Source organism: Frigoribacterium sp. CFBP9029 (genome assembly GCF_034045305.1).
GTDB lineage: Bacteria > Actinomycetota > Actinomycetes > Actinomycetales > Microbacteriaceae > Frigoribacterium.
Window position 1 is genome coordinate 1 of the sequence record NZ_JAXCWB010000021.1, and the last position, 19,100, is coordinate 19,100.

General features: G+C 71.1%; 16 protein-coding genes and 2 tRNA genes. 2 read left to right on the forward strand and 16 right to left on the reverse strand.

Annotated elements, in window-relative coordinates; translation table 11 throughout:
* Nucleotides 1–90 precede the first annotated feature (90 nt).
* The 4 genes from SOM11_RS14770 to SOM11_RS14785 form a co-directional block, all read right to left on the reverse strand.
* Nucleotides 91–357: a hypothetical protein gene (locus SOM11_RS14770; RefSeq protein WP_320478519.1), complete on the reverse strand. Its 267-nt coding sequence runs from the start codon at nt 355–357 to the stop codon at nt 91–93.
* 115 nt (nt 358–472) lie between these two features.
* A tRNA-Ile gene (locus tag SOM11_RS14775) sits at nt 473–546 on the reverse strand.
* A gap of 33 nt (nt 547–579) precedes the next feature.
* On the reverse strand, nt 580–1,830 hold the full coding sequence (locus tag SOM11_RS14780) for a glycosyltransferase (RefSeq protein ID WP_320478520.1): 1,251 nt from the start codon (nt 1,828–1,830) through the stop codon (nt 580–582).
* Nucleotides 1,831–1,904: 74 nt separating this feature from the next.
* Nucleotides 1,905–2,819, reverse strand: a complete 915-nt coding sequence (locus SOM11_RS14785; RefSeq protein ID WP_192057917.1) for a DMT family transporter — start codon at nt 2,817–2,819, stop codon at nt 1,905–1,907.
* A 41-nt stretch (nt 2,820–2,860) separates the two neighbouring features.
* On the opposite strand from SOM11_RS14785, the gene def reads away from it, so the two are divergent.
* Complete coding sequence (gene def / locus SOM11_RS14790) at nt 2,861–3,427, forward strand: peptide deformylase (protein ID WP_320478521.1); 567 nt, start codon at nt 2,861–2,863, stop codon at nt 3,425–3,427.
* Between the two features lie 149 nt (nt 3,428–3,576).
* Here def and SOM11_RS14795 read toward each other — a convergent pair.
* From SOM11_RS14795 to dusB, 10 genes are all read right to left on the reverse strand, one after another.
* Nucleotides 3,577–3,649: transfer RNA gene (locus SOM11_RS14795), tRNA-Asn, on the reverse strand.
* Between the two features lie 90 nt (nt 3,650–3,739).
* Entirely contained in the window at nt 3,740–4,738 is a 999-nt protein-coding gene (locus SOM11_RS14800; RefSeq protein ID WP_320478522.1) for an NAD(P)-dependent oxidoreductase, read from the reverse strand.
* Nucleotides 4,735–5,586 carry an ATP-binding cassette domain-containing protein gene (locus SOM11_RS14805; RefSeq protein ID WP_320478523.1) on the reverse strand — a complete coding sequence of 284 codons (852 nt, stop codon included), beginning with the start codon at nt 5,584–5,586 and terminating at the stop codon, nt 4,735–4,737. Before SOM11_RS14805 ends, SOM11_RS14800 begins: the two co-directional genes overlap by 4 nt.
* Nucleotides 5,586–7,259: an ABC transporter ATP-binding protein gene (locus SOM11_RS14810; RefSeq protein ID WP_320478529.1), complete on the reverse strand. Its 1,674-nt coding sequence runs from the start codon at nt 7,257–7,259 to the stop codon at nt 5,586–5,588. The genes SOM11_RS14805 and SOM11_RS14810 overlap by 1 nt, the downstream gene beginning before the upstream one ends.
* Nucleotides 7,260–7,360: 101 nt before the next feature.
* Entirely contained in the window at nt 7,361–8,401 is a 1,041-nt protein-coding gene (locus SOM11_RS14815; protein WP_320478524.1) for an ABC transporter permease, read from the reverse strand.
* Nucleotides 8,402–8,403: 2 nt separating this feature from the next.
* Complete coding sequence (locus tag SOM11_RS14820) at nt 8,404–9,501, reverse strand: ABC transporter permease (protein ID WP_192057923.1); 1,098 nt, start codon at nt 9,499–9,501, stop codon at nt 8,404–8,406.
* Nucleotides 9,502–9,621: 120 nt separating this feature from the next.
* On the reverse strand, nt 9,622–11,244 hold the full coding sequence (locus SOM11_RS14825) for an ABC transporter substrate-binding protein (protein ID WP_320478525.1): 1,623 nt from the start codon (nt 11,242–11,244) through the stop codon (nt 9,622–9,624).
* Nucleotides 11,245–11,548: 304 nt separating this feature from the next.
* Nucleotides 11,549–13,456 (reverse strand): DNA primase, encoded by a 1,908-nt coding sequence (gene dnaG, locus SOM11_RS14830; RefSeq protein ID WP_192057925.1) that lies wholly within the window; start codon nt 13,454–13,456, stop codon nt 11,549–11,551.
* 75 nt (nt 13,457–13,531) lie between these two features.
* Nucleotides 13,532–14,818 (reverse strand): deoxyguanosinetriphosphate triphosphohydrolase, encoded by a 1,287-nt coding sequence (locus SOM11_RS14835; protein WP_320478526.1) that lies wholly within the window; start codon nt 14,816–14,818, stop codon nt 13,532–13,534.
* 61 nt (nt 14,819–14,879) lie between these two features.
* The gene (dusB, locus tag SOM11_RS14840; protein ID WP_192057927.1) at nt 14,880–16,037 is read right to left on the reverse strand and encodes a tRNA dihydrouridine synthase DusB; all 1,158 of its coding nucleotides are present in this window, start codon (nt 16,035–16,037) and stop codon (nt 14,880–14,882) included.
* Nucleotides 16,038–16,052: 15 nt separating this feature from the next.
* Between dusB and SOM11_RS14845 the strand changes: the two genes are divergently transcribed.
* Nucleotides 16,053–16,529 carry an aminoacyl-tRNA deacylase gene (locus SOM11_RS14845; protein ID WP_192057928.1) on the forward strand — a complete coding sequence of 159 codons (477 nt, stop codon included), beginning with the start codon at nt 16,053–16,055 and terminating at the stop codon, nt 16,527–16,529.
* 230 nt (nt 16,530–16,759) lie between these two features.
* Here SOM11_RS14845 and SOM11_RS14850 read toward each other — a convergent pair whose 3' ends face one another.
* On the reverse strand, nt 16,760–17,419 hold the full coding sequence (locus SOM11_RS14850) for a DsbA family oxidoreductase (protein WP_320478527.1): 660 nt from the start codon (nt 17,417–17,419) through the stop codon (nt 16,760–16,762).
* Between the two features lie 133 nt (nt 17,420–17,552).
* Nucleotides 17,553–18,551, reverse strand: coding sequence for a hypothetical protein (locus tag SOM11_RS14855; RefSeq protein ID WP_320478528.1), 999 nt, complete (start codon nt 18,549–18,551; stop codon nt 17,553–17,555).
* Between the last annotated feature and the right edge of the window lie 549 nt (nt 18,552–19,100).

The following is a 19,100-nucleotide window of genomic DNA, read 5'->3' on the forward strand; positions in this document are numbered from 1 at the left end:
AGGCGCGGGCCGGCGGGCCGGGCCAGCGCGGGCGCGGGCGCGGGCCGGCAGACGGCCAGCGAGCGGACCGGCTGGCCGGCTCGGGCGCGCTCAGGCGAGGGGCGCCAGGCGGAGGAACTTCTCGGCGACGGAGGCCGAGCCGACGGGCCCCTCGCCGTCGCGGTCCAGCTGTGGCGAGTCGAACTCCACGAGCCAGGTGCGCGCCGAGCCGCCGATCGCCGAGACGCCCTGCCAGGCCGAGCCCCCCGCGCGGACGATGATGCCGGTGGGCCCGTAGGGGAATGGCGTGCCCGCGTCCTCGTCGGAGTCGAGCACGTACACCTGGGCGCCCACGCCGAAGCGAGGAGCGGACGGCATTCCCCCCGGAGAGGAGGAGTCGTCGCCGGCAGGGGTATCGCGTGTCCGTCGGGTGAACATGCACACATGGTGGCATGCCCGACCGGGTGCCGACCGACCGTCGGGGGTCGTGTCGTAGGGCGGACGGGACTTGAACCCGTGACCGATCGATTATGAGTCGACTGCTCTAACCGGCTGAGCTACCGCCCCGTGCCGACCGACCGCCCAGGAGGCGCGGGTCGATCAGGCATCGGCGGCCGAGGCCACCGGTTCCCCACGATACAGCGACTCGAAGACGCTCACCGTCCGCTGGATGTCGTGTCCCTCGATGACCTGCAGGCTCGCCCGGCGCATCGCGAGGTACTCGTCGTCACCCGCCGTGAGCACGCGGGTCAGCTTGTCGGCCAGGTCGCGGCTGTCGCCCGGCCTGAAGAGGTAGCCGTTGACCCCCTCGTCGACGAGGTGCGGCAGCGCCATGGCGTCGGCGACGACGAGCGGGAGACCGGACGCCATGGCCTCGAGGCTCGCGATGCTCTGCAGCTCGGCCACCGACGGCATGGCGAAGACGGTCGCATCCGTGAGGGTGCGCCGCAGCTCGGCGTCCGACAGGTAGCCGGCGAAGGTGACGCGCTCGGCGAGGCCCAGCTCGACGGTCATCAGCTGCAGCTGCTTGAGCAGGTCGCCGCCGCCCACGATGGTGAGTCGCGCGTCGAGTGCGGGGTCGAGCAGGGTCATGGCCTTCAGCAGCACGTCGATCTGCTTCTCGGCCGTGACCCGACCGACGAAGACCACCCGGTTCGCGGCGGGTCGGTCGTCGCGTGCCGTGTAGTCGGCGGCCTCTATGCCGCACGACACGGCCAGCACGCCGGTGACGGCGACCGACCGCTCGAGGAACGCCGCGGCCCGCCTGGTCGGCGTCGTGATCGCCGCGACGTGCGTGTAGGTCTTCGCCGCGTCCCGCCAGGCGAGCTTGACGGCCGTCGCGCGGAGGAAGTGCGGCAGCCCGGTGTGCTCGAGGAGGTTCTCGGGCATGAAGTGGTTGGTGGCGATGACCCGGATGCCGCGGCGGTTGGCGACCCGGACGACGGCGCGACCGATCACGATGTGCGACTGGATGTGCACGACGTCGGGTCGGATCTGCTCGATGATGCGCTCGGCGTTGGGCTCGGCGCGCCACGGCGTCGCGAAGCGCAGCCAGTCGTGGAGGGGCCAGCGCGTCGAGTACAGCCGGTGGACGGTCAGGGTCACGCCGTCGTGCTGCTCCAGGAACGTCCCGTGGTGGCGGTCGGCTGCCGGGCAGATGACGTGCACGTCGTGTCCGCGGCCCGCCAGGCCGACGGCGAGTCGCTCGGCGAAGTTGGCGGCGCCGTTGACGTCGGGCGGGAACGTGTCCGCCGCGATCAGCACGGTGAGGCGCGGCGCGGTGTCGCCGCCGCCCGGACCGCTCGCGTTCTCGTCGCGGGGTTCGGGGGCGTGGTCTGGGGCGGGTGTCACGTGTCGTGGCGTCCTTGTGCTCGTGGTTCGCTGGTGCCCCGCCGATGGCGTCTGCGGCGCGGGACCACGGTAGCTCAGCTTCGCTTGGCGGGCTGGTATTTGGCGAGCTGGAACACGCCGTAGACGGCGATCGCGCCCGCGACGAGGAAGAGCGCGACGGCGTAGCCGGGCGCGTTCGCCGCCTCGCCGAGCACCACGATCCCGATGGTGACCGCGACGATGGGGTCGACCACCGTCAGCCCGGCGATCACGAGGTCGGGCGACCCCGACGAGTAGGCGTTCTGCACGAAGTACCCGCCGAGGGCCGCCGCCGCGAGGAGCATGACGATGCAGACGATGCTCAGACCGTCGAAGTTGCCGGCGAACACCCGGTTCAGCACGACCTTCGCGAGCGTGGCGACGAAGCCGTAGAGCACCCCGGCGCCGATGATGTAGAACAGCGCGCTGCGTCGGTGCCGCAGAGCGACGAAGGCGACGGCGAGGACGGCACCCACGACGAGCAGGATGACGAGCACGGTGATCAGCTGATCGGTCGTGATCTCCGTCTCGATGGCGGTGAACGCGGCCACCGTGGCGAAGAGGCCGATGCCGCCGACGCAGATCGCGATCGACCGCTTGATGCGCCCCGACAGCCGCCGCCCGGTCGACCGGGCGTTGAGCACCGCGGTGATCACGAGCGCCACGGCCCCGAGCGGCTGCACCACGAGCAGCGGGGCGACCCGCAGACTCGTCAGCTGGAACACCACGGCCAGCCCCAGCATCAGCGTGCCCATCACCCACGACGGTCGACCGATGAGTGCGAGCACCTGGCGGACGCTCATGCCGCCGCGCGACGCCCCGAGTCGCGTCTCGACCTTGGCGACGCCGCGATGCTGCAGCTGCGCGCCGATGGAGAGGAACACGGCGCCGATCAGGGCGATGGGGATCCCCAGCGCCTGGAACGGGGTCAACGAGACCTGCTCGGTCAGATCGCTGAGGTTCGGGCTCACGGCGTCCACGGTAGCGGGCCGCCGCTCAGTAGGCTGGACGAATGGCCGTTCGCCCCATCACCATCACGGGTGACCCCGTGCTGCACTCCCCCGCCTCCGACGTCGCCGAGATCGACGACGCGATCCGCACCCTCGTCGCCGACATGTTCGAGACCATGGACGCCGCCCCCGGCGTCGGACTCGCCGGTCCGCAGGTCGGTGTCGGCCTCCGGCTCTTCGTCTTCTCGTGGACGGACGACGACGGCGACGACTGGCGCGGCGTCGCGATCAACCCCACCCTCTGGCAGACCCCCCTCTCGATCGAGCCGCTCGACGACGACGACGAGTCGGAGGGCTGCCTGTCGGTTCCCGGCGAGCGGTTCCCGCTGCGTCGAGCCGAGGGCGTGATCCTCCGCGCGACCGACCTCGAGGGCGACGAGTACGAGATCGAGGCGCACGGCTGGCTCGCCCGCATCTTCCAGCACGAGTTCGACCACCTCGACGGTGTGCTGTACACCGACCGGCTCGAGCACCCGTTCCACAAGGCGGCCGCGAAGGCCGTCAAGAAGGCCGGCTGGGGCTCCCCCGGTCGCACTTGGCTGCCCGGCGTCGATCACCCCGAAGACTGATCGGCCGAGAACCACCGGGCGAGAGCCCCGAGGAGGCGCGCGACGGCACCAGCCGGACCGCGCCTCCTCGGCGTCGCCGGCTCGAATAACCCCGTCGTCGATGTGAGGGCATGAAAAAAGGCCCAGAGGGTGGAGCCTCTGGGCCTTCGCTCCCCGACTTGGACTCGAACCAAGAACCTGCCGGTTAACAGCCGGCTGCTCTGCCAATTGAGCTATCGAGGAATGGCAACTGCCTCAGACCGGAGCCTTCGACAGCGGACCCAACTGTAGCAAAGATTCGGGGGCGCATCGAACACGACGCGCCCCCGGGTCTCAGTAGCCGTCGGCCGGGTCGACGACCCCGGCGAAATCGCCGTCGCCGAGCAGTGCGCGCACGTTGTGCGTGATGCGCTCGGCGAGCAGCGGCGCCGTCATCTCGGGAGTGTCCGCCTGGTGCGGCGTCACGATGACCCGGGGGTCGCCCCAGAGCGGGTGCCCCTCGGGCAGCGGCTCGGGCGCGGTCACGTCGACGCCCGCACCCCAGATCCGCTCGGCGCGGACGGCCTCGACCAGCGCCTCCGTGTCGACCAGGTCGCCCCGCGCGATGTTGACGACCACCGCGGTCGGCTTGAGCGACGCGAGACGCCGGCCGTCGAGCAGCCGCGACGTGCCCGACGTCGCCGCCGCCGCCAGCACGACGACGTCGGCCTCGGGCAGCACCTCGTCGATGCGGTCGACCGTGACGGTGCGTTCGACGCCCTCGACGGGCGTCTCGCCGCGACGGACGATCGTCACGCGGGTCTCGAAGGGCCCCAGCAGACGGACGAGCTCGAGCGCGATGCCCCCGGCGCCCACGATCACGACGTTCTTGCCGTAGAGCGACAGCCCGCGCTGCTCGGTCTGCCAGCTCGTCGCCTGCACGCGCGACGGCACGACCCGCAGCAGCGAGAGCACGAGCATGAGCGCGTGCTCGGCGACGGGCTCCGAGAAGGCGCCCTTCGCGCTCGTCCAGAGCGGTCGCGGCGAGTCGGCGTAGCGCGCGAGCAGCTCGGAGAACGCGTCGACACCCGCGTAGGGCAGCTGCACCCACTCGATGCCCGGGTGCCGCTCGAGTGCCGCGGCGAGACCCTCGGGGTCGGTGTACGAGAGCCAGATCAGCCCTCGCGTCTCGTCGCCGAGGGGGACGACCGCGGCGCCCCCGGCGCGAACGGCGTCGACGAAGCGCGGATTCTCGCGCGGCGCCAGGCTGACGGGCCCGGGCGACGGTCGCCGGTCGGCCGGGAGGCTCACGGTGGTCGTCGTCGCCCGGTGCCCCCGGGTCGGCGCCGTCACGACTGATCCCGCTCGTCGGGGCGGATGATGTCGATCGGCGTGGTCGTCGAGAGGACCTTCACGTACGGGTCGACCCCGTCGCGCAGCACCTCGTCGATGGCCCCGAGCCCGACGACCCGCCCCGAGCGCATCACGGCGACGCGGTCGGTGATGGCCCGCGCCTCCGAGACGGACGACGTGACGACCAGCGCCGAGAACCGCCGGTCGCCGTGCAGGTTCCTGATGACGTCCAGCACCGCCTGCCGCACGAGCACGTCGACCCCGCGCGCGGGTTCGTCGGCCACGAGGAGGCGCGGCTCGAGCACCAGGGACCGCGCCAGGGCCACCCGCTGCCGCTGCCCGGAGCTCAGCTCCCAGGTCTGCTTGAGCATCGTGCCGAGCGGGAGGTGCACGGCGTCGATGAGGTCGGCGACGAGTCGGCCGGCCTCGGTGCGGTCGAACCGCTTGTCGCGCTGGTAGATGGGCTGGGCGATCGTCTCGCCGACGGTGAGGTCGGGGCTGAGCCGCTCGCCGTCGTCCTGGGCGAGATAGCCGACGGCACCCGAGAGACGGTCGCGCCGACGTGGCGACGATCGCAGCAGGTCGAGCCCGAACACGCGCGCGGCTCCCCCGACGATGCGCGGTCGGCCCTCCGCCGGTCGCTCGGTGCCGACGAGCCCGGCCAGCGCCATGGCGAGCGTCGACTTGCCCGAGCCGCTCTCGCCGAGCACGGCCAGGATCTCGCCCGGCGCGATGGACAGCGTGACGCCGTCGACGGCCCGGACCGCCGGATGCCCGCTGCGCGCCGGGTACTCCAGCGAGAGGTCGTCGGTGGCGACCGGCGCGCCCATGTCGAGGTCGACGGCCATCAGGCGGCCCCTCCCGCGACGTCGCCGCGGGCCACGGCGCGGTCGAGCTCGGCGAGCCGCTCGCGACGGGCGGCCTGCTCGATCGGGTCGGGCACCGGCAGCGATGCCAGCAGACGCTGCGTGTAGGGGTGCTCGGGTGCGCCGAGCACCTGGTCGTTCGGCCCGCTCTCGATGAGGTCGCCGTGGTACAGCACGCCGATCCGGTCGGCGAGCATGTTGACGACGGCGAGGTCGTGGCTGATGAACAGCGCGGCGAAGCCGAGGTCGGTCTGCAGCTCTCGGAAGAGCTCGAGCACGCGCGCCTGCACCGAGACGTCGAGCGCGCTCGTCGGCTCGTCCGCGATCAGCAGCGCCGGCTCGAGGGCCAGCGACCGGGCGAGGCTCGCCCGCTGGCGCTGCCCGCCGCTCAGCTCGTGCGGGTAGCGGTCGCCGAACGCCTTGGGCAGCTGGACGGCCTCGAGCAGCTCGTCGACCCTCCGCCTCGCCGCTCGGGCGTCGCCCGCCCGGCCGTGCACGATCAGCGGCTCGGCGACGCACTCGGCGATGGTCAGCAGCGGGTTGAAGCTCGACGCAGGGTCCTGGAAGACGAAGCCGATCTCGGCGCGCTTGGGCTTGAAGTCGCGCTCGTGCACGCCGTTCATCTCGATGCCGAGCACGTCGAGCGAGCCGCCCGTCACCGGGGTGAGACCCGCGATGGCCCGGCCGATGGTGGTCTTGCCCGAGCCGCTCTCTCCGACCAGGCCCAGCACCTCGCCGCGGGCGATCGAGAAGTCGACGCCCTTGACGGCCCGGAAACCGCCGCGCCCGAGACGGCCGGGGTACTCGATCTCGAGGCCCGTCGCCCGGACGACCACGTCACGGTCGGCCTCGGCCGCCTGGACCTGCGCTCCGCGCGACTCGAGTCGGGGCACCGACCCGAGCAGTCGGCGCGTGTAGTCGTCCTTCGGCGACGCGAACAGCTCGGCCGACGACGCCTGCTCGACGACCTTGCCGAGGTACATGACCGCGACCCGGTCGGCGAGGTCGGCCACGACCCCCATGTTGTGGGTGATCAGCACGATCGCGGTGCCGAACTCGTCGCGCAGGTCGCGCAGCAGGTCGAGGATCTCGGCCTGCACCGTGACGTCGAGCGCGGTGGTCGGCTCATCGGCCACGATGACCGAGGGGTTCAGAACGAGCGCCATCGCGATGACGACGCGCTGCTTCTGACCGCCCGAGAACTGGTGCGGGTAGTAGTCGACCCGCTTCTCGGGCTCGGGGATGCCGACGCGGCGGAGGATGTCGATGGCCCGACGCCGCGCCTCCTTCTTCTTGATGGCCCCGTGGGCGCGCAGCCCCTCGATGATCTGCCAGCCCACCGTGTAGACGGGGTTGAGGGCCGTCGAGGGCTCCTGGAAGACCATGGCGACGTCGCGACCGCGCATCGCGCGCATCGTCGACGGCGTCACCTCGAGGACGTTCCGCCCCGAGAGCAGCACCGCGCCGGTCGCGACGGCGGTCTCGGGCAGCAGACCGAGGATCGTCTTCGCGGTCACCGTCTTGCCGCTGCCGGACTCGCCGACGATGGCGAGCACCTCGCCGGCGCGGACGTCGAGCGTGACGCCCTGCACGGCCGCGACGTCGCCGCCGTCGGTCGCGAAGGTGACCTCGAGGCCGCTGATGCCGACCGCGATGTCGCGGGCCTCACGGGGCAGGCCGTGACCGGCGTGGCGGACCGGAGCCGCGCCTCCTCGGCCCGGACCGTCGGAGCGGCCCGTCGTGTCAGTCGTGTCGCTCACGCGGGGACCTCCTCGGCGGCGACCGCAGAGGTCGCCGTGTCGTTCTTCGTCTTGCGGCGGGCCCGACGGCGGGTCCGGAGGCGCGGGTCGGCCAGGTCGTTCAGGCTCTCGCCCACGAGGGTGATGCCGAGCACCATGAGCACGATCGCGGCGCCCGGGAAGACGCCCGTCCACCAGATGCCGCTCGCGGTGTCGCTGAGCGCGCGGTTGAGGTCGTAACCCCACTCGGCCGCCGAGGTCGGACCGATGCCGAATCCGAGGAACCCCAGCGCGGCGAGCGTGAGGATCGCCTCGGACGCGTTCAGCGTGAGGATCAGCGGCAGGCTGCGCGTGGAGTTGCGCAGCACGTGCTTGAACATGATTCGCGGCGTGCTGCTGCCGACGACCTTCGCCGACTCGACGAAGGCCTCGCTCTTCAGCCGGACGGCCTCCGCCCGCACGACACGGAAGTACTGCGGCACGTAGACGACCGTGATCGAGATGCCGGCCGAGACGATCCCGCCCCAGAGGCTCGACTGACCGCCGCTGATCACGATCGAGACGACGATGGCGAGCAGCAGCGACGGGAAGGCGTAGACGGCGTCGGCGATGACGACGAGCACCCGGTCGAGCCAGCCGCCGAGGTAGCCCGAGACGAGACCGAGGGCCACGCCGATCGTGATCGAGAGCACGACGGCGACGACCACGACGGCGATCGCGGTGCGCGTGCCCCAGACCACCCGGCTGAAGACGTCGTAGCCGCCGACGGTCGTGCCCCAGAGGTGCATGGCCGACGGCGGGGCCTGACGGGTGAAGGTGCCCGCGTCGTCGCCGAGCTGGCCGAAGCCGTACGGGGCGATGAGCGGGGCGAACACGGCCGTGAGCAGGAAGACGGCGCAGATGACCACGCCCGCCACGAGCATGCCGCGCTGCAGGCCGACCGACCGGCGCAGCTGCGCGACGATCGGGAGGCGCTTCCAGAGCGGGGCGCGACGGTCGGCGAGGACGCCGGTTCCGGTGGTGCTGGTGGTGCTGGAGGTGCTGCCGGAGTCGGTCATGGTCAGTACCTCACACGGGGGTCGATCAGGGCCGCGATGACGTCGACCAGGAAGTTCGTGACGGCGACGATCACCGCCAGGACGGCGACGATGCCCTGAACGGCGATGAAGTCGCGGGCCGAGAGGTACTGCTGCAGCTGGAAGCCGAGCCCACGCCAGCCGAACGTGGTCTCGGTCAGCACCGAGCCGCCGAGCAGCATCGCGATCTGCAGACCCATCACCGTGATGATCGGGATCAGCGCGGGCTTCAGGGCGTGCTTGCGCACCAGGCGGAGCTCGCTGACGCCGCGCGAGCGGGCCGCGTCGATGTAGTCGGAGCCCAGGGTGCCGATCACGTTCGTGCGCACCAGACGCAGGAAGATGCCGGCGGTGAGCAGCCCGAGGGTGAGCGCCGGGAGCACCGCGTGCGAGAGCACGTCGACGATGATCGTGCTGTTGCCGGTGCGCAGGGCGTCGATCAGGTAGATGCCCGTCGGGCTCTCGATCCGCCCGAGGGCGATGCCGACGCGCGTCGAGGCGCGACCGCCCAGCGGGAACCAGCCCAGCCAGACCGAGAACGTGAGCTTCAGCAGCAGACCCGCGAAGAACACCGGGGTGGCGTATGCGAGGATCGCGAGGATGCGGAGGATCGCGTCGGGCCAGCGGTCGCGGACGTACGCGGCCAGCATGCCGAGCGGGATGCCGATCACCAGCGCGATGATCAGAGCGTAGAAGACGAGCTCGACGGTCGCCGAGCCGTAGGTCACGATGACCTCGCTGATCTGGCGGTTGTCGGTCGCGGTGGTGCCGAAGTCGAGCCGGACGATCTGACCGAGGTACTCGAGGTACTGGACGATGATCGGGCGGTCGTAGCCTGCGGCGGCGAGGCGCTCCTGCAGCTGGGCCTCGGTGAGGCGGCCCCCGACGGAGGCGGTGATCGGGTTCCCGACGACCCGCATCAGGAAGAAGACCAGGGTGACCAGGATGAAGACGGTGGGGATGATGAGGAGCGCGCGGACCACGAGGTAGCGACCGAATCCTCCACCGGGACGACGTCGTCGCACGGTGGGGTCGGGGGTGGGCGGCCCGCTCGCGAGGGGGGCCTCGATGAGCGACGTCACGGGGGGTGCCTTTCAGGGGTGAGGGCGACGCACGACGCGCGAAAGGGCGTCCCGCACCATGGCGGGACGCCCCTCGCGTGTCAGGCGTCGTGGAACATGTTCGCTCGCGCGATCAACCGGTCAGCGGCTGAGCGCTGCGTAACGGAACTTGAACGACGGGTCGAGCGTGTCGTCGACACCCTGCACGTCGCTCTGCGAGACGACGACCTGCGTGCCCTGCAGCAGCGGCAGCGTGGGCAGGTCGTTCGCGACGACGTCCTGGATCTGACCGATGATCTCGGTGCGGGCGGCCTCGTCGGACTCCGCGATCTCGGCGGCGAGCAGACCCTGCACCTGGGCGGAGTCGTAGTGGTTGCCCACGAAGTTGTCCTTCACGAAGAACGGCGACAGGTAGTTGTCGGCGTCCGAGAAGTCCGGGAACCAGCCGAGCTGGTACACGGGGTAGGCGTCTTCGCGGCGCTCGGTGCTGTAGGTGTCCCACAGGGTCGACTGCAGGTTGACCTCGAACAGGCCGCTGGCCTGCAGCTGCGTCTGGATCAACGCGTACTCCTCGTCGCTCGAGGCGCCGTAGTGGTCGGGGCTGTACTGCAGGTCGATCGAGACCGGGGTCTCGATGCCGGCCGCCGAGAGCTTCTCGGTCGCGGCGTCGACGTCGGGCCCGCCCTCGCCATCGCCGTAGAGCGACTCGAGCGGCTTCGTCGCGCCGGTCAGGCCGTCGGGGACGACCGAGTAGAGCGGCGTGTACGTGTCGTTGTAGACCTCGCTCGCGAGAGCGTCGCGGTCGACCGTGTCGGCGATGGCCTGACGGACGGCCAGGGCCTTCTCGGCGTCGGCGTCGGTCTGCGTGGCACCGAAGGGCATCGTGTTCAGGTTGAACACCAGGTAGCGGATCTCGCCGCCGGGGCCGTTGTGCACCGTCAGAGCGTCGTCCTTCGCCAGGTCGGCGAGGTCGGTCGGGCTGAGGCTGCGGTTGGCGACGTCGACGTCGCCCTCCTGCACAGCGAGCTTCAGATCGGTCTCTTCGGTGTAGTAGGTCGCGAGGATCGAATCGGTCTTCGCCGCGCCGAGCACGCCGTCGTACGCGTCGTTCGCCTCGTAGGCGATCGTCTCGTTCTCGGAGTAGTCGGTGATCGAGTACTGACCCGAGAACGCGTCGGCCGCGACGATGTCGTCGGCGGGCGTCAGCTCGGTGGCCGAGAAGACCTCTTCGTCGACGATCGGCGACGCCGGGCTCGACAGGATCTGGGGCCAGGTCTGGTCGGCGCCGTTCAGCGTGAAGACGACGGTGCTGTCGTCGGGGGTCTCGACGCTCGCCAGGTTGCCGAGCAGCGACGACGGCCCGTTGGGGTCGGCGATCGCCAGCTGGCGGTCGAACGTGAACTTGACGTCGCTCGCGGTCAGCTCGTTGCCGTTCGCGAAGGTCAGGTCGGGCTTCATCGTGACCGTGTACGTGACCGGGTCGGTGAACTCGGCCGACTCGGCGAGGTCGGGCTCGACGTCGGGGCTGCCGTAGGGCGAGTTCATGAGGAACCCGAAGACCTGGTTCTGCACGGCGAACGAGCCGTTGTCGTACGAGCCGGCCGGGTCGAGGGAGGTGATGACGTCGGTCGTGCCGACGCTGATGCCGTCGAGAGCGGAGTCGGCGTCACCGCCCGAGGCGCAACCGGCGAGGATGAGGGTGGTGGCAGCGGCGCCACCGACGACGGCGAGTGCGCGTCGTCCGAGCTTGGAGTCGGATGTCATATCCGGTTACCTCTTTCTCTGTGTGCAAGGAGACCCCGCGGGCACGGCTGTGTTCGCGCCCGATTCGGGGTGGATCCATTGGTAACACACACCGGACTCGCGGCCCTACTCCTCGCGGAAGTGTTTACAGGCCCGCAATGAACCTTTGCCACGTGGTCCGCGTCGTGCTTTTCGGCCTGTTCAGAGCGTGGTTCGACGGGCGGGCGGATGTATGCGCATCCATGCTGCTGCCGCTGCCGCCGCACCTGCTGCTGCCGCTGCCGCTGCCGCTGCCGCCGCCGCCGCCGCTGCCGCTGCCGCCGGGCTACTCCTGCCGGACGACCCGGCGCTCGTCCTCGAGCTGGACGATGCGCAGCTGGATCTCGCGGTGACGCGCGGGGTCGGCCTTCGCGTCGGTGCGCAGCAGCTGGCCCATCGCCTCGGCCTTCTCGCGGAGGATGTCGCGCTCGACCAGCGACGAGACGATGCCGCGGCAGTACGTGGTGATCTCGCGACCCTCCCGCTCGGGGATCGGCGCGACGGCCAGCTCCTTCGCGAGGACGTCGAACGGCGCCGGCGTCTGGTCGAGGACGGCGTCGAGCCAGTCGCTCGCCTCGAGCCGGTCGAGACTGACGCCGATGGCGTCGCGGACCACCGAGAGCGCGCTGTTCTCGAGCCGGGCCCGGGCCGCACGCTGCATCAGCGTCAGACCGACGGCGGCCGGCTGCTGCAGCATCGCCATCAGGGCGTCGCGTTCGGTGCGGGTCGTCAGGTCGGACGGCAGAGTCAGGAGGGTCGGGCCCGCGGGCTCGTCGGGCAGCGGCGGGAGACTCGTGATCGACTGCGGGCCGTCGGAGGCGTCGTGCGGCTTGGCGCGCTCGAGGGAGTTCTGGCTCGCCGTCGCCTTCGCGACCTCCTGATACGCCGCCACGACCTCGTCGGTGTCGACACCCACCCACTTCGCCAGCATCCGCGCGTAGCCGCGCTGCAGCGACTGCTCGCGCATCGTCGCCAGCACCGGGGCACCGGCCCGGACCGCACCGGCACGACCTTCGACGGTCTCGAGGTCGAACTCGTCGATCACCCGACGGATCATGAACTCGAACAGCGGGCGCTTCGTCTCGACCAGACGGCGGACGGCGTCGTCGCCACGGTTGAGTCGCAGGTCGCACGGGTCGAGGCCGTCGGGGGCGACCGCGACGAACGTCTGGGCCGAGAAGCGCTGCTCTTCGGCGTAGGCCCGCGAGGCGGCGCGCTGCCCCGCCTCGTCGGGGTCGAACGTGAAGATGACCTCGCCGCTCGCCGAGGTGTGGGCCCCGCCGACGTCGCCCAGCATCGGCCGCAGCAGCTTGATGTGGTCGACGCCGAACGACGTGCCGCAGGTCGCGACGGCCGTCGTCACCCCCGCCAGATGGCAGGCCATCACGTCGGTGTAGCCCTCGACGATGACGACCTGCTTGCCCTTCGAGATGTCCCGGCGGGCAAGATCGAGACCGTAGAGCACCTGCGACTTGTGGTAGATCGGCGTCTCGGGTGTGTTGAGGTACTTGGGGCCCTTGTCGTCGTCGAGCAGACGCCTCGCCCCGAAGCCGATCGTCGAGCCCGTGACATCGCGGATCGGCCAGAGCAGACGACCCCTGAACCGGTCGTACGGACTGCGATCGCCGCTGCTCAGCAGACCGGCCGCCACGAGCTCGTCGTCGCTGAAGCCGCGGCCCTTGAGGTGGCCGCGCAGGGCGTCGAACGACTTCGGCGCGAAACCGACCCCGAAGCGCTCCGCCGCGGCGGGGTCGAAGCCCCTCTCGCCGAGGAACCGCCTCGCGGGGTCGGCGTCGGACGCCGTCAGGTGCTCGACGAAGAACTCGCGCGCGCCCTCGTTCGCGGCGATGAGGCGCGCCCGGTTGCCGTGGTCGCTGGCCTGACCACCGTCTTCGTAGTGCAGCTCGAAGCCGATCTTCGACGCCAGACGCTCGACGGCCTCCTGGAAGGTCGTGTGGTCCATCTTCTGGACGAAGCTGAAGACGTCGCCGTCCTCACCGCAGCCGAAGCAGTGATATCGACCCACCTGCGGACGCACGTGGAAGCTGGGGCTGCGCTCGTCGTGGAACGGGCAGAGGCCCTTCATCGACCCGACACCGGCACCCTTCAGGGTGACGTGATCGGAGACCACGTCGACGATGTTCGTGCGCGAGCGGACCTCGTCGATGTCGTTTCGTTTGATCAGGCCGGGCACGTGTCGATTGTAGGTCGCGCGGCTGACACCGGCGGTCGCTCACGGGTGCCGACCCGTGCCTCCTCGGCTCGGGGGTCAGCTGGGGAGGACGAGTCGCGCATGCCAGGCGATGGCGCTCTGGTCGGTCAGCGAGGCCACCTGGTCGACGACGACGCGACGACGGGCGGAGTCGTCGGCGGCTACAGCCCAGTCGGCCGCGAACCCGGGGTCGAGCTCGGACGGCCCGGCCGCCCAGAGCGCGTCGGCGAGACCCGTCAGCAGCTCGCGCTGGTTCTGGTAGATCGGCTGCCGCGTGCCGTGCGTCATGACGAAGGCCGCGACGATCCCCTTGAGGACGGCGATCTCGCCGATCACCTCGGGCGGCACCACCATGCTCGCGCTGAACCGGGTCAGACTCTTCTCGGAGTACGACTCGCGAGTCGACTGGGTCGCCGCACCGGCGAAACGACCGATCAGCTGGCTGGTCAGGTTCTTCAGCCGCGCCTGGTCGAGGCGCCCGCCGTCGTAGGAGTCGACCCAGAACGGCTGCGCGCGGAGGCGGTCGAACGCCTCGACGAGCTCGTCGCGACTGAGTTCGCCGCCGACCCACTCGTGCATGGCCGTCACGAGATCGTCGTGCCCGTCGCTCGAACCGAGCGTCGCGACGTCGACGTAGCCGTTCACCACGGCGTCCTCCAGGTCGTGCACCGAGTAGGCGATGTCGTCGCTGAGATCCATCACCTGGGCCTCGATGCAGCGGCGGCGGCGCGGCGCACCGGCCCGCAGCCAGCCGAACGCCTCGGTGTCGTCGTCGTAGAAGCCGAACTTCATCCGCCCGCCGGGGTCGGGCACGCCCTGCGCGGCGGGCCACGGGTACTTGCAGCTCGCGTCGAGGCTCGCCCGCGTCAGGTTCAACCCGTAGCTGCGGCCGGACCCGTCGATGACCTTCGGCTCGATGCGCGTCAGCAGTCGCAGGGTCTGGGCGTTGCCCTCGAAGCCGCCGATGCCGACGGACCAGTCGTTCAGCGCCTTCTCGCCGTTGTGCCCGAACGGCGGGTGCCCGAGGTCGTGCGCGAGGCAGGCCGTGTCGACCACGTCGGGGTCGAGACCGAGACTGGTCGCCAGCTCGCGACCGACCTGCGCGACCTCGAGCGAGTGGGTCAGCCGGTTGCGCGCGAAGTCGAGACCCGCGGTCGGGCTGAGCACCTGCGTCTTCGCCGCCAGACGCCGGAGCGCACTCGAATGCAGCAGCCGCGCCCGATCACGCGCGAAGTCGCTGCGCCGGTTCGAGTGCTGCTCGGGCAGCCACCGCTCGGAGTCGGCGGGCTCGTACCCCGCGGACGTGCTCGGGGCGGACTCGGTGGACGCGGCTTCGGTGGACACCGGGGCCTTTCGATCGGGAGGGGCGGAGGCGAAGGAGGCGCGGGTCGGGACCCTGCGCGGGTCACCCCCCGCTGTGGTGCAGCTCGGCAGCCGCCAGCTCGGCCTTGAACGCCTCGTCGAGGTCGCGGCTCTCGAGCCAGCGGTCGGGCAGCGCCGGACGCTTGGGGCTGCCGGCTCGACCCCGAGGGCCCTCCGCCGCTGCGCCCGGGTAGAGCTCGGCGGCGTCCATGGTGGCCAGAAGGTCGTCGATCTCGGCCAGCGAGTCGGCGAGAGCGAGCGCGGAGCGCACCTCGCCGCCGACGGGATAGCCCTTGAAGTACCACGCGACGTGCTTCCGCATGTCGCGGCAGGCGCGGCCCTCGTCGCCCGACCAGAACTCGACCATGAGCTCGGCATGACGCCGGAAGGCCCGGCCGACCTCGCCGAGCGTGGGCTCGGCCTTCAGATCTTCGCCCCGGAACGCCGCGGCCAAGTCGCCGAACAGCCACGGACGCCCGAGGCAGCCGCGCCCCACGACGACCCCGTCGCACCCGGTCTCGTCGACCATGCGGAGGGCGTCGGCGGCCGACCAGATGTCGCCGTTGCCGAGGATCGGGACGTCGGTGACGGTCTCCTTCAACGTGGCGATGGCCGACCAGTCGGCCGTGCCCGAGTAGAAGTCGGCCGCCGTGCGAGCGTGCAGGGCGATGCTCGCCACGCCGGCGCCCTGAGCGGCCTTCGCGGCCTCCAGGTACGTGAGGTGGTCGGAGTCGATGCCCTTGCGCATCTTGATGGTCAGCGGGATGTCGCCCGCCGCCGACACCGCCCGCTCGACGATCTCGCGGAACAGACCCGTCTTCCAGGGGAGAGCGGAACCGCCGCCCTTGCGTGTGACCTTCGGGACGGGGCAGCCGAAGTTCAGATCGATGTGATCGGCGCGGTCTTCGGCCACGAGCATCGTGACAGCCTCGGCGACGGTGTTCGGCTCGACACCGTAGAGCTGGATGCTGCGCGGCGTCTCGGACTCGTGGTGCTGGATGAGACGCATCGACTCGGGCGTCCGCTCGACGAGCGCACGACTGGTGATCATCTCGCTGACGTAGAGACCGGCACCGTACTCGCGGCACAGACGGCGATAGGCCGTGTTCGTGATGCCCGCCATCGGAGCGAGCACGACGGGCGAGGCGACCTCGATCGGACCGATCGACAGGCCACGGGAGGGCAGAGTGGAAATGGACATCGGTACGATTCTCCCATGAGCGACGGCGGACCGACAGGACGACAGCGGGTCGAGGTGGATGCCGCGGCGCACGGCGTGGCTGTGGAGGTCGTGTCGCGACCGGAGGCCGACAGTCTCGAGGCGGCGGCGGATCTACTCGGGCTGACCCCGTCGGACATCGTCAAGAGCCTCGTCGTGAAACGACACGACGGCTCGTTCCTCTTCGCCCTGGTGCCCGGCGACCGTCAGATCTCGTGGTCAAAACTGCGCGCCGTCGTCGGCGTCAACAAGCTGTCGCTCCCCCGCCCCGAGATCGCCCTCGAGGCCACCGGTTACGAACGCGGAACCATCACCCCGCTCGGCAGCACGACGGCCTGGCCCGTCTACGCCGACGAGCGCATCGTCGGACTCCGCGTCGCCCTGGGCGCGGGCGAGCACGGCTACAGCGCGTTCGTCGACGCCGACGCCCTGATAGCCGGGTACGACGCGACCGTGGCGGACATCAGCGACTGACGCCGCGCCTCCTCGGCTGGCGACCTGGTCTCGTGCCGGTCAGCGGACGGGCAGCAGGCAGGCGTCGCCCTCGCAGGCCACCGCGTCGGGGGCGCCCAGCATGGTGAACGTCGACGCTGGGGTGCCCGCGGCCGGGGCCGCCGCCGCTGGGGTGGCCGCCGCTGGGGTGGCCGCCGCGGCAGACGGCTCCCCGCTCGACGGCGACTGCGGGGCTGTCGTGGCCCGGTCGGTCACGCTGAGACCTCCGCGCCCACCTGCTGGAGGGCCTGGAGGAACATCTCGGGCGCCTGGGCCCCCGAGATGCCGTACTTGCCTTCGAGCACGAAGAACGGGACCCCCGTGATGCCGAAAGCCTGCGCCTGGGCCTGGTCGGCTCGGACGTCGGGTTCGAAGCGCCCGTCGTCGAGGGCGGCACGGGCGGCGTCGGCGTCGAGACCGACCTCCGTGGCGAGGTCGACCAGCTCGTCGATGCGCCCGAGTTGGCGGCCCTCCTCGAAGTAGGCGGCGAGCAGGCGCTCCTTCATCTCCCGCTGCAGGCCGTTCGCCTTCGCGAAGTGCAGGAGCTCGTGCGCCTTGACGGTGTTCGTATGACGCAGCTTGCCGAAGTCGTACTGGAGACCCACCTCGGCGGCGATCCCGGTGACGTTGTCGAGCATCCCCCGCACCTGATCGGCGGGCATGCCCTTGTGGTCGGCGAGGAACTTCACCTCGTCACCCTCGAAGTCGACGGGGGTGTCGGGTGAGAGCTCGAACGAGTGGTACTCGACCTCGACGGGGCCGCCGTAGCGCGCCACCGCGTCTTCGAACTTGCGCTTGCCGATGAAGCACCAGGGGCAGGCGATGTCGGACCAGATGTCGACCTTCACGGCCCGGTTCTGCGTATCAGTCACACGGGCCGAACCATCGGGCCGCGCCCTGCATTCCCGCGCCGAAGCGCGCCCTGCATTCCCGCGCCGGGGCGCGCCCTGCATTCCCGCGCCGAGGCGCGCCCTGCTGCGGCTGCGCGCCCGGTGTCGCCGCCTTCTACGCCGAGGGGCCCGCCACCGCCGGCAGCCCCCGCCCGCCGCGCCACGGCGACTCCTGTCTGCGGCGCCGCCGGCTCCTGCCGAGGCGCCACTTCCTCCGACCCCTCCCCGGCAGCACCCGCGGCAGTGAGGACTCACCGATCTCGACATCGTCGGCCGCCCGGAGGGGCTGCGACGCCAACGCGTCGACGACAGCGGCGACCAGCGGCCACCGGTCTCGAACCATCGAGGTGCTGGCACGCATCGGGAGGAATCCGGCGAGGATCATGGTCGCGTCTTTCAGGCGGTCCTTGTCGAAACGGGATGCGTGGGTCTCACGACCGTCCGTCTCGAGCGCCACCACCCCGTCGACGACGATGTCGATGCGCTCCCCACGGGGACCAACCGGCACCTGCCTCCGGATCTCTCGCCCGGCGAGCCGCAGTCGCGTCCCCGCGGCGCTCTCCAGGATGCTCTCCGCCCGGCCATCGCTCCATTCGGCCAGACCGGCTGCGTCGGCTCTCCTGCGCGAGAGCACCTCACGGGCGTCGTCGTCGTCGACGAGAACGCCTCGCTGACGTGCCCAGTCGACGAGGATGACGGCGTCCTCCAGACTGTCGGCCTCGACCACGGCCCGCGCGAGCGCGTCTCGGGGGTCCACCGACCAGGTCGTCCCGCGCGTCGAGAGCTCGACGGGATCCCAGGCCACCCTCACGCCGCTTCTGCGACGGAGTCGAGAGGCGGACTCTGGGACCGAGACGGTGATCTTCGGCCGATGCCACATCCACGCACCCAGTTGATGGAGCGCCGAAGCGCCGGTGAGTCGACCGCCTACGGCGACCGCGATGTACCGCGGGTCGTCCGGCTTCCAGGTCGAGTACCAGCCGCGCCTCGGTCTGCGGACTCCGCCGAAGCGGACAGCGGCGGTCAGGTGCCGGTCGGTGGCCCCTTCGGCGACGAGGGCGTGCTTGTGGAGTAGCCCGCCGTGAGCGGAGACGAGTTCGGCGATCGTGGTCATGACGCGATGCTGCTGCCGTGGCGGGCCTCAGTGCCCCGACTCAGCCCACAGCTGTGGACGAAGTGCCGGGATGGGCGACTGTGGAGGACTCTCCGCCGAAGCCGCTCTCAGCGACGCGACCCCGATCCCGACCCGCCGGCCGGCAACTCCTGCTCGCTGCCGCTCGCCGGGGCGACACGCCGTTCGGCGGCGGCGTGAGCTGCACACAGGAGGAGTTGCCGACGCGAGATGCCGTCTCGGCGGACGGGGCCGGACGCTCGCCCGGGGCTGTCGTTCGAGTTGCGGGTTCGTGCGCCCACTGCGCGGTCGGAATTCGGTTGGAAAGGGTTGCCGCCGCTTCGACAGCCTCCGCCGTGGGCAACTCCTGCGTGTCGCGCCCGAAGCGCCGTCCTCGGTGGCTCGAGAGGCGCCGCGGCGCAGAAAGCAGGAGTTGCCGACGCATACGGGGCGGCGCCGGGCGGGGGTGGCGCCGGCAGCGGGCAGCGCTGCGCCGGCCGGAGGGCGGCGGGGCACCGGCCGCAGGGGCGGCGGGGCACCGGCCGCAGGGGC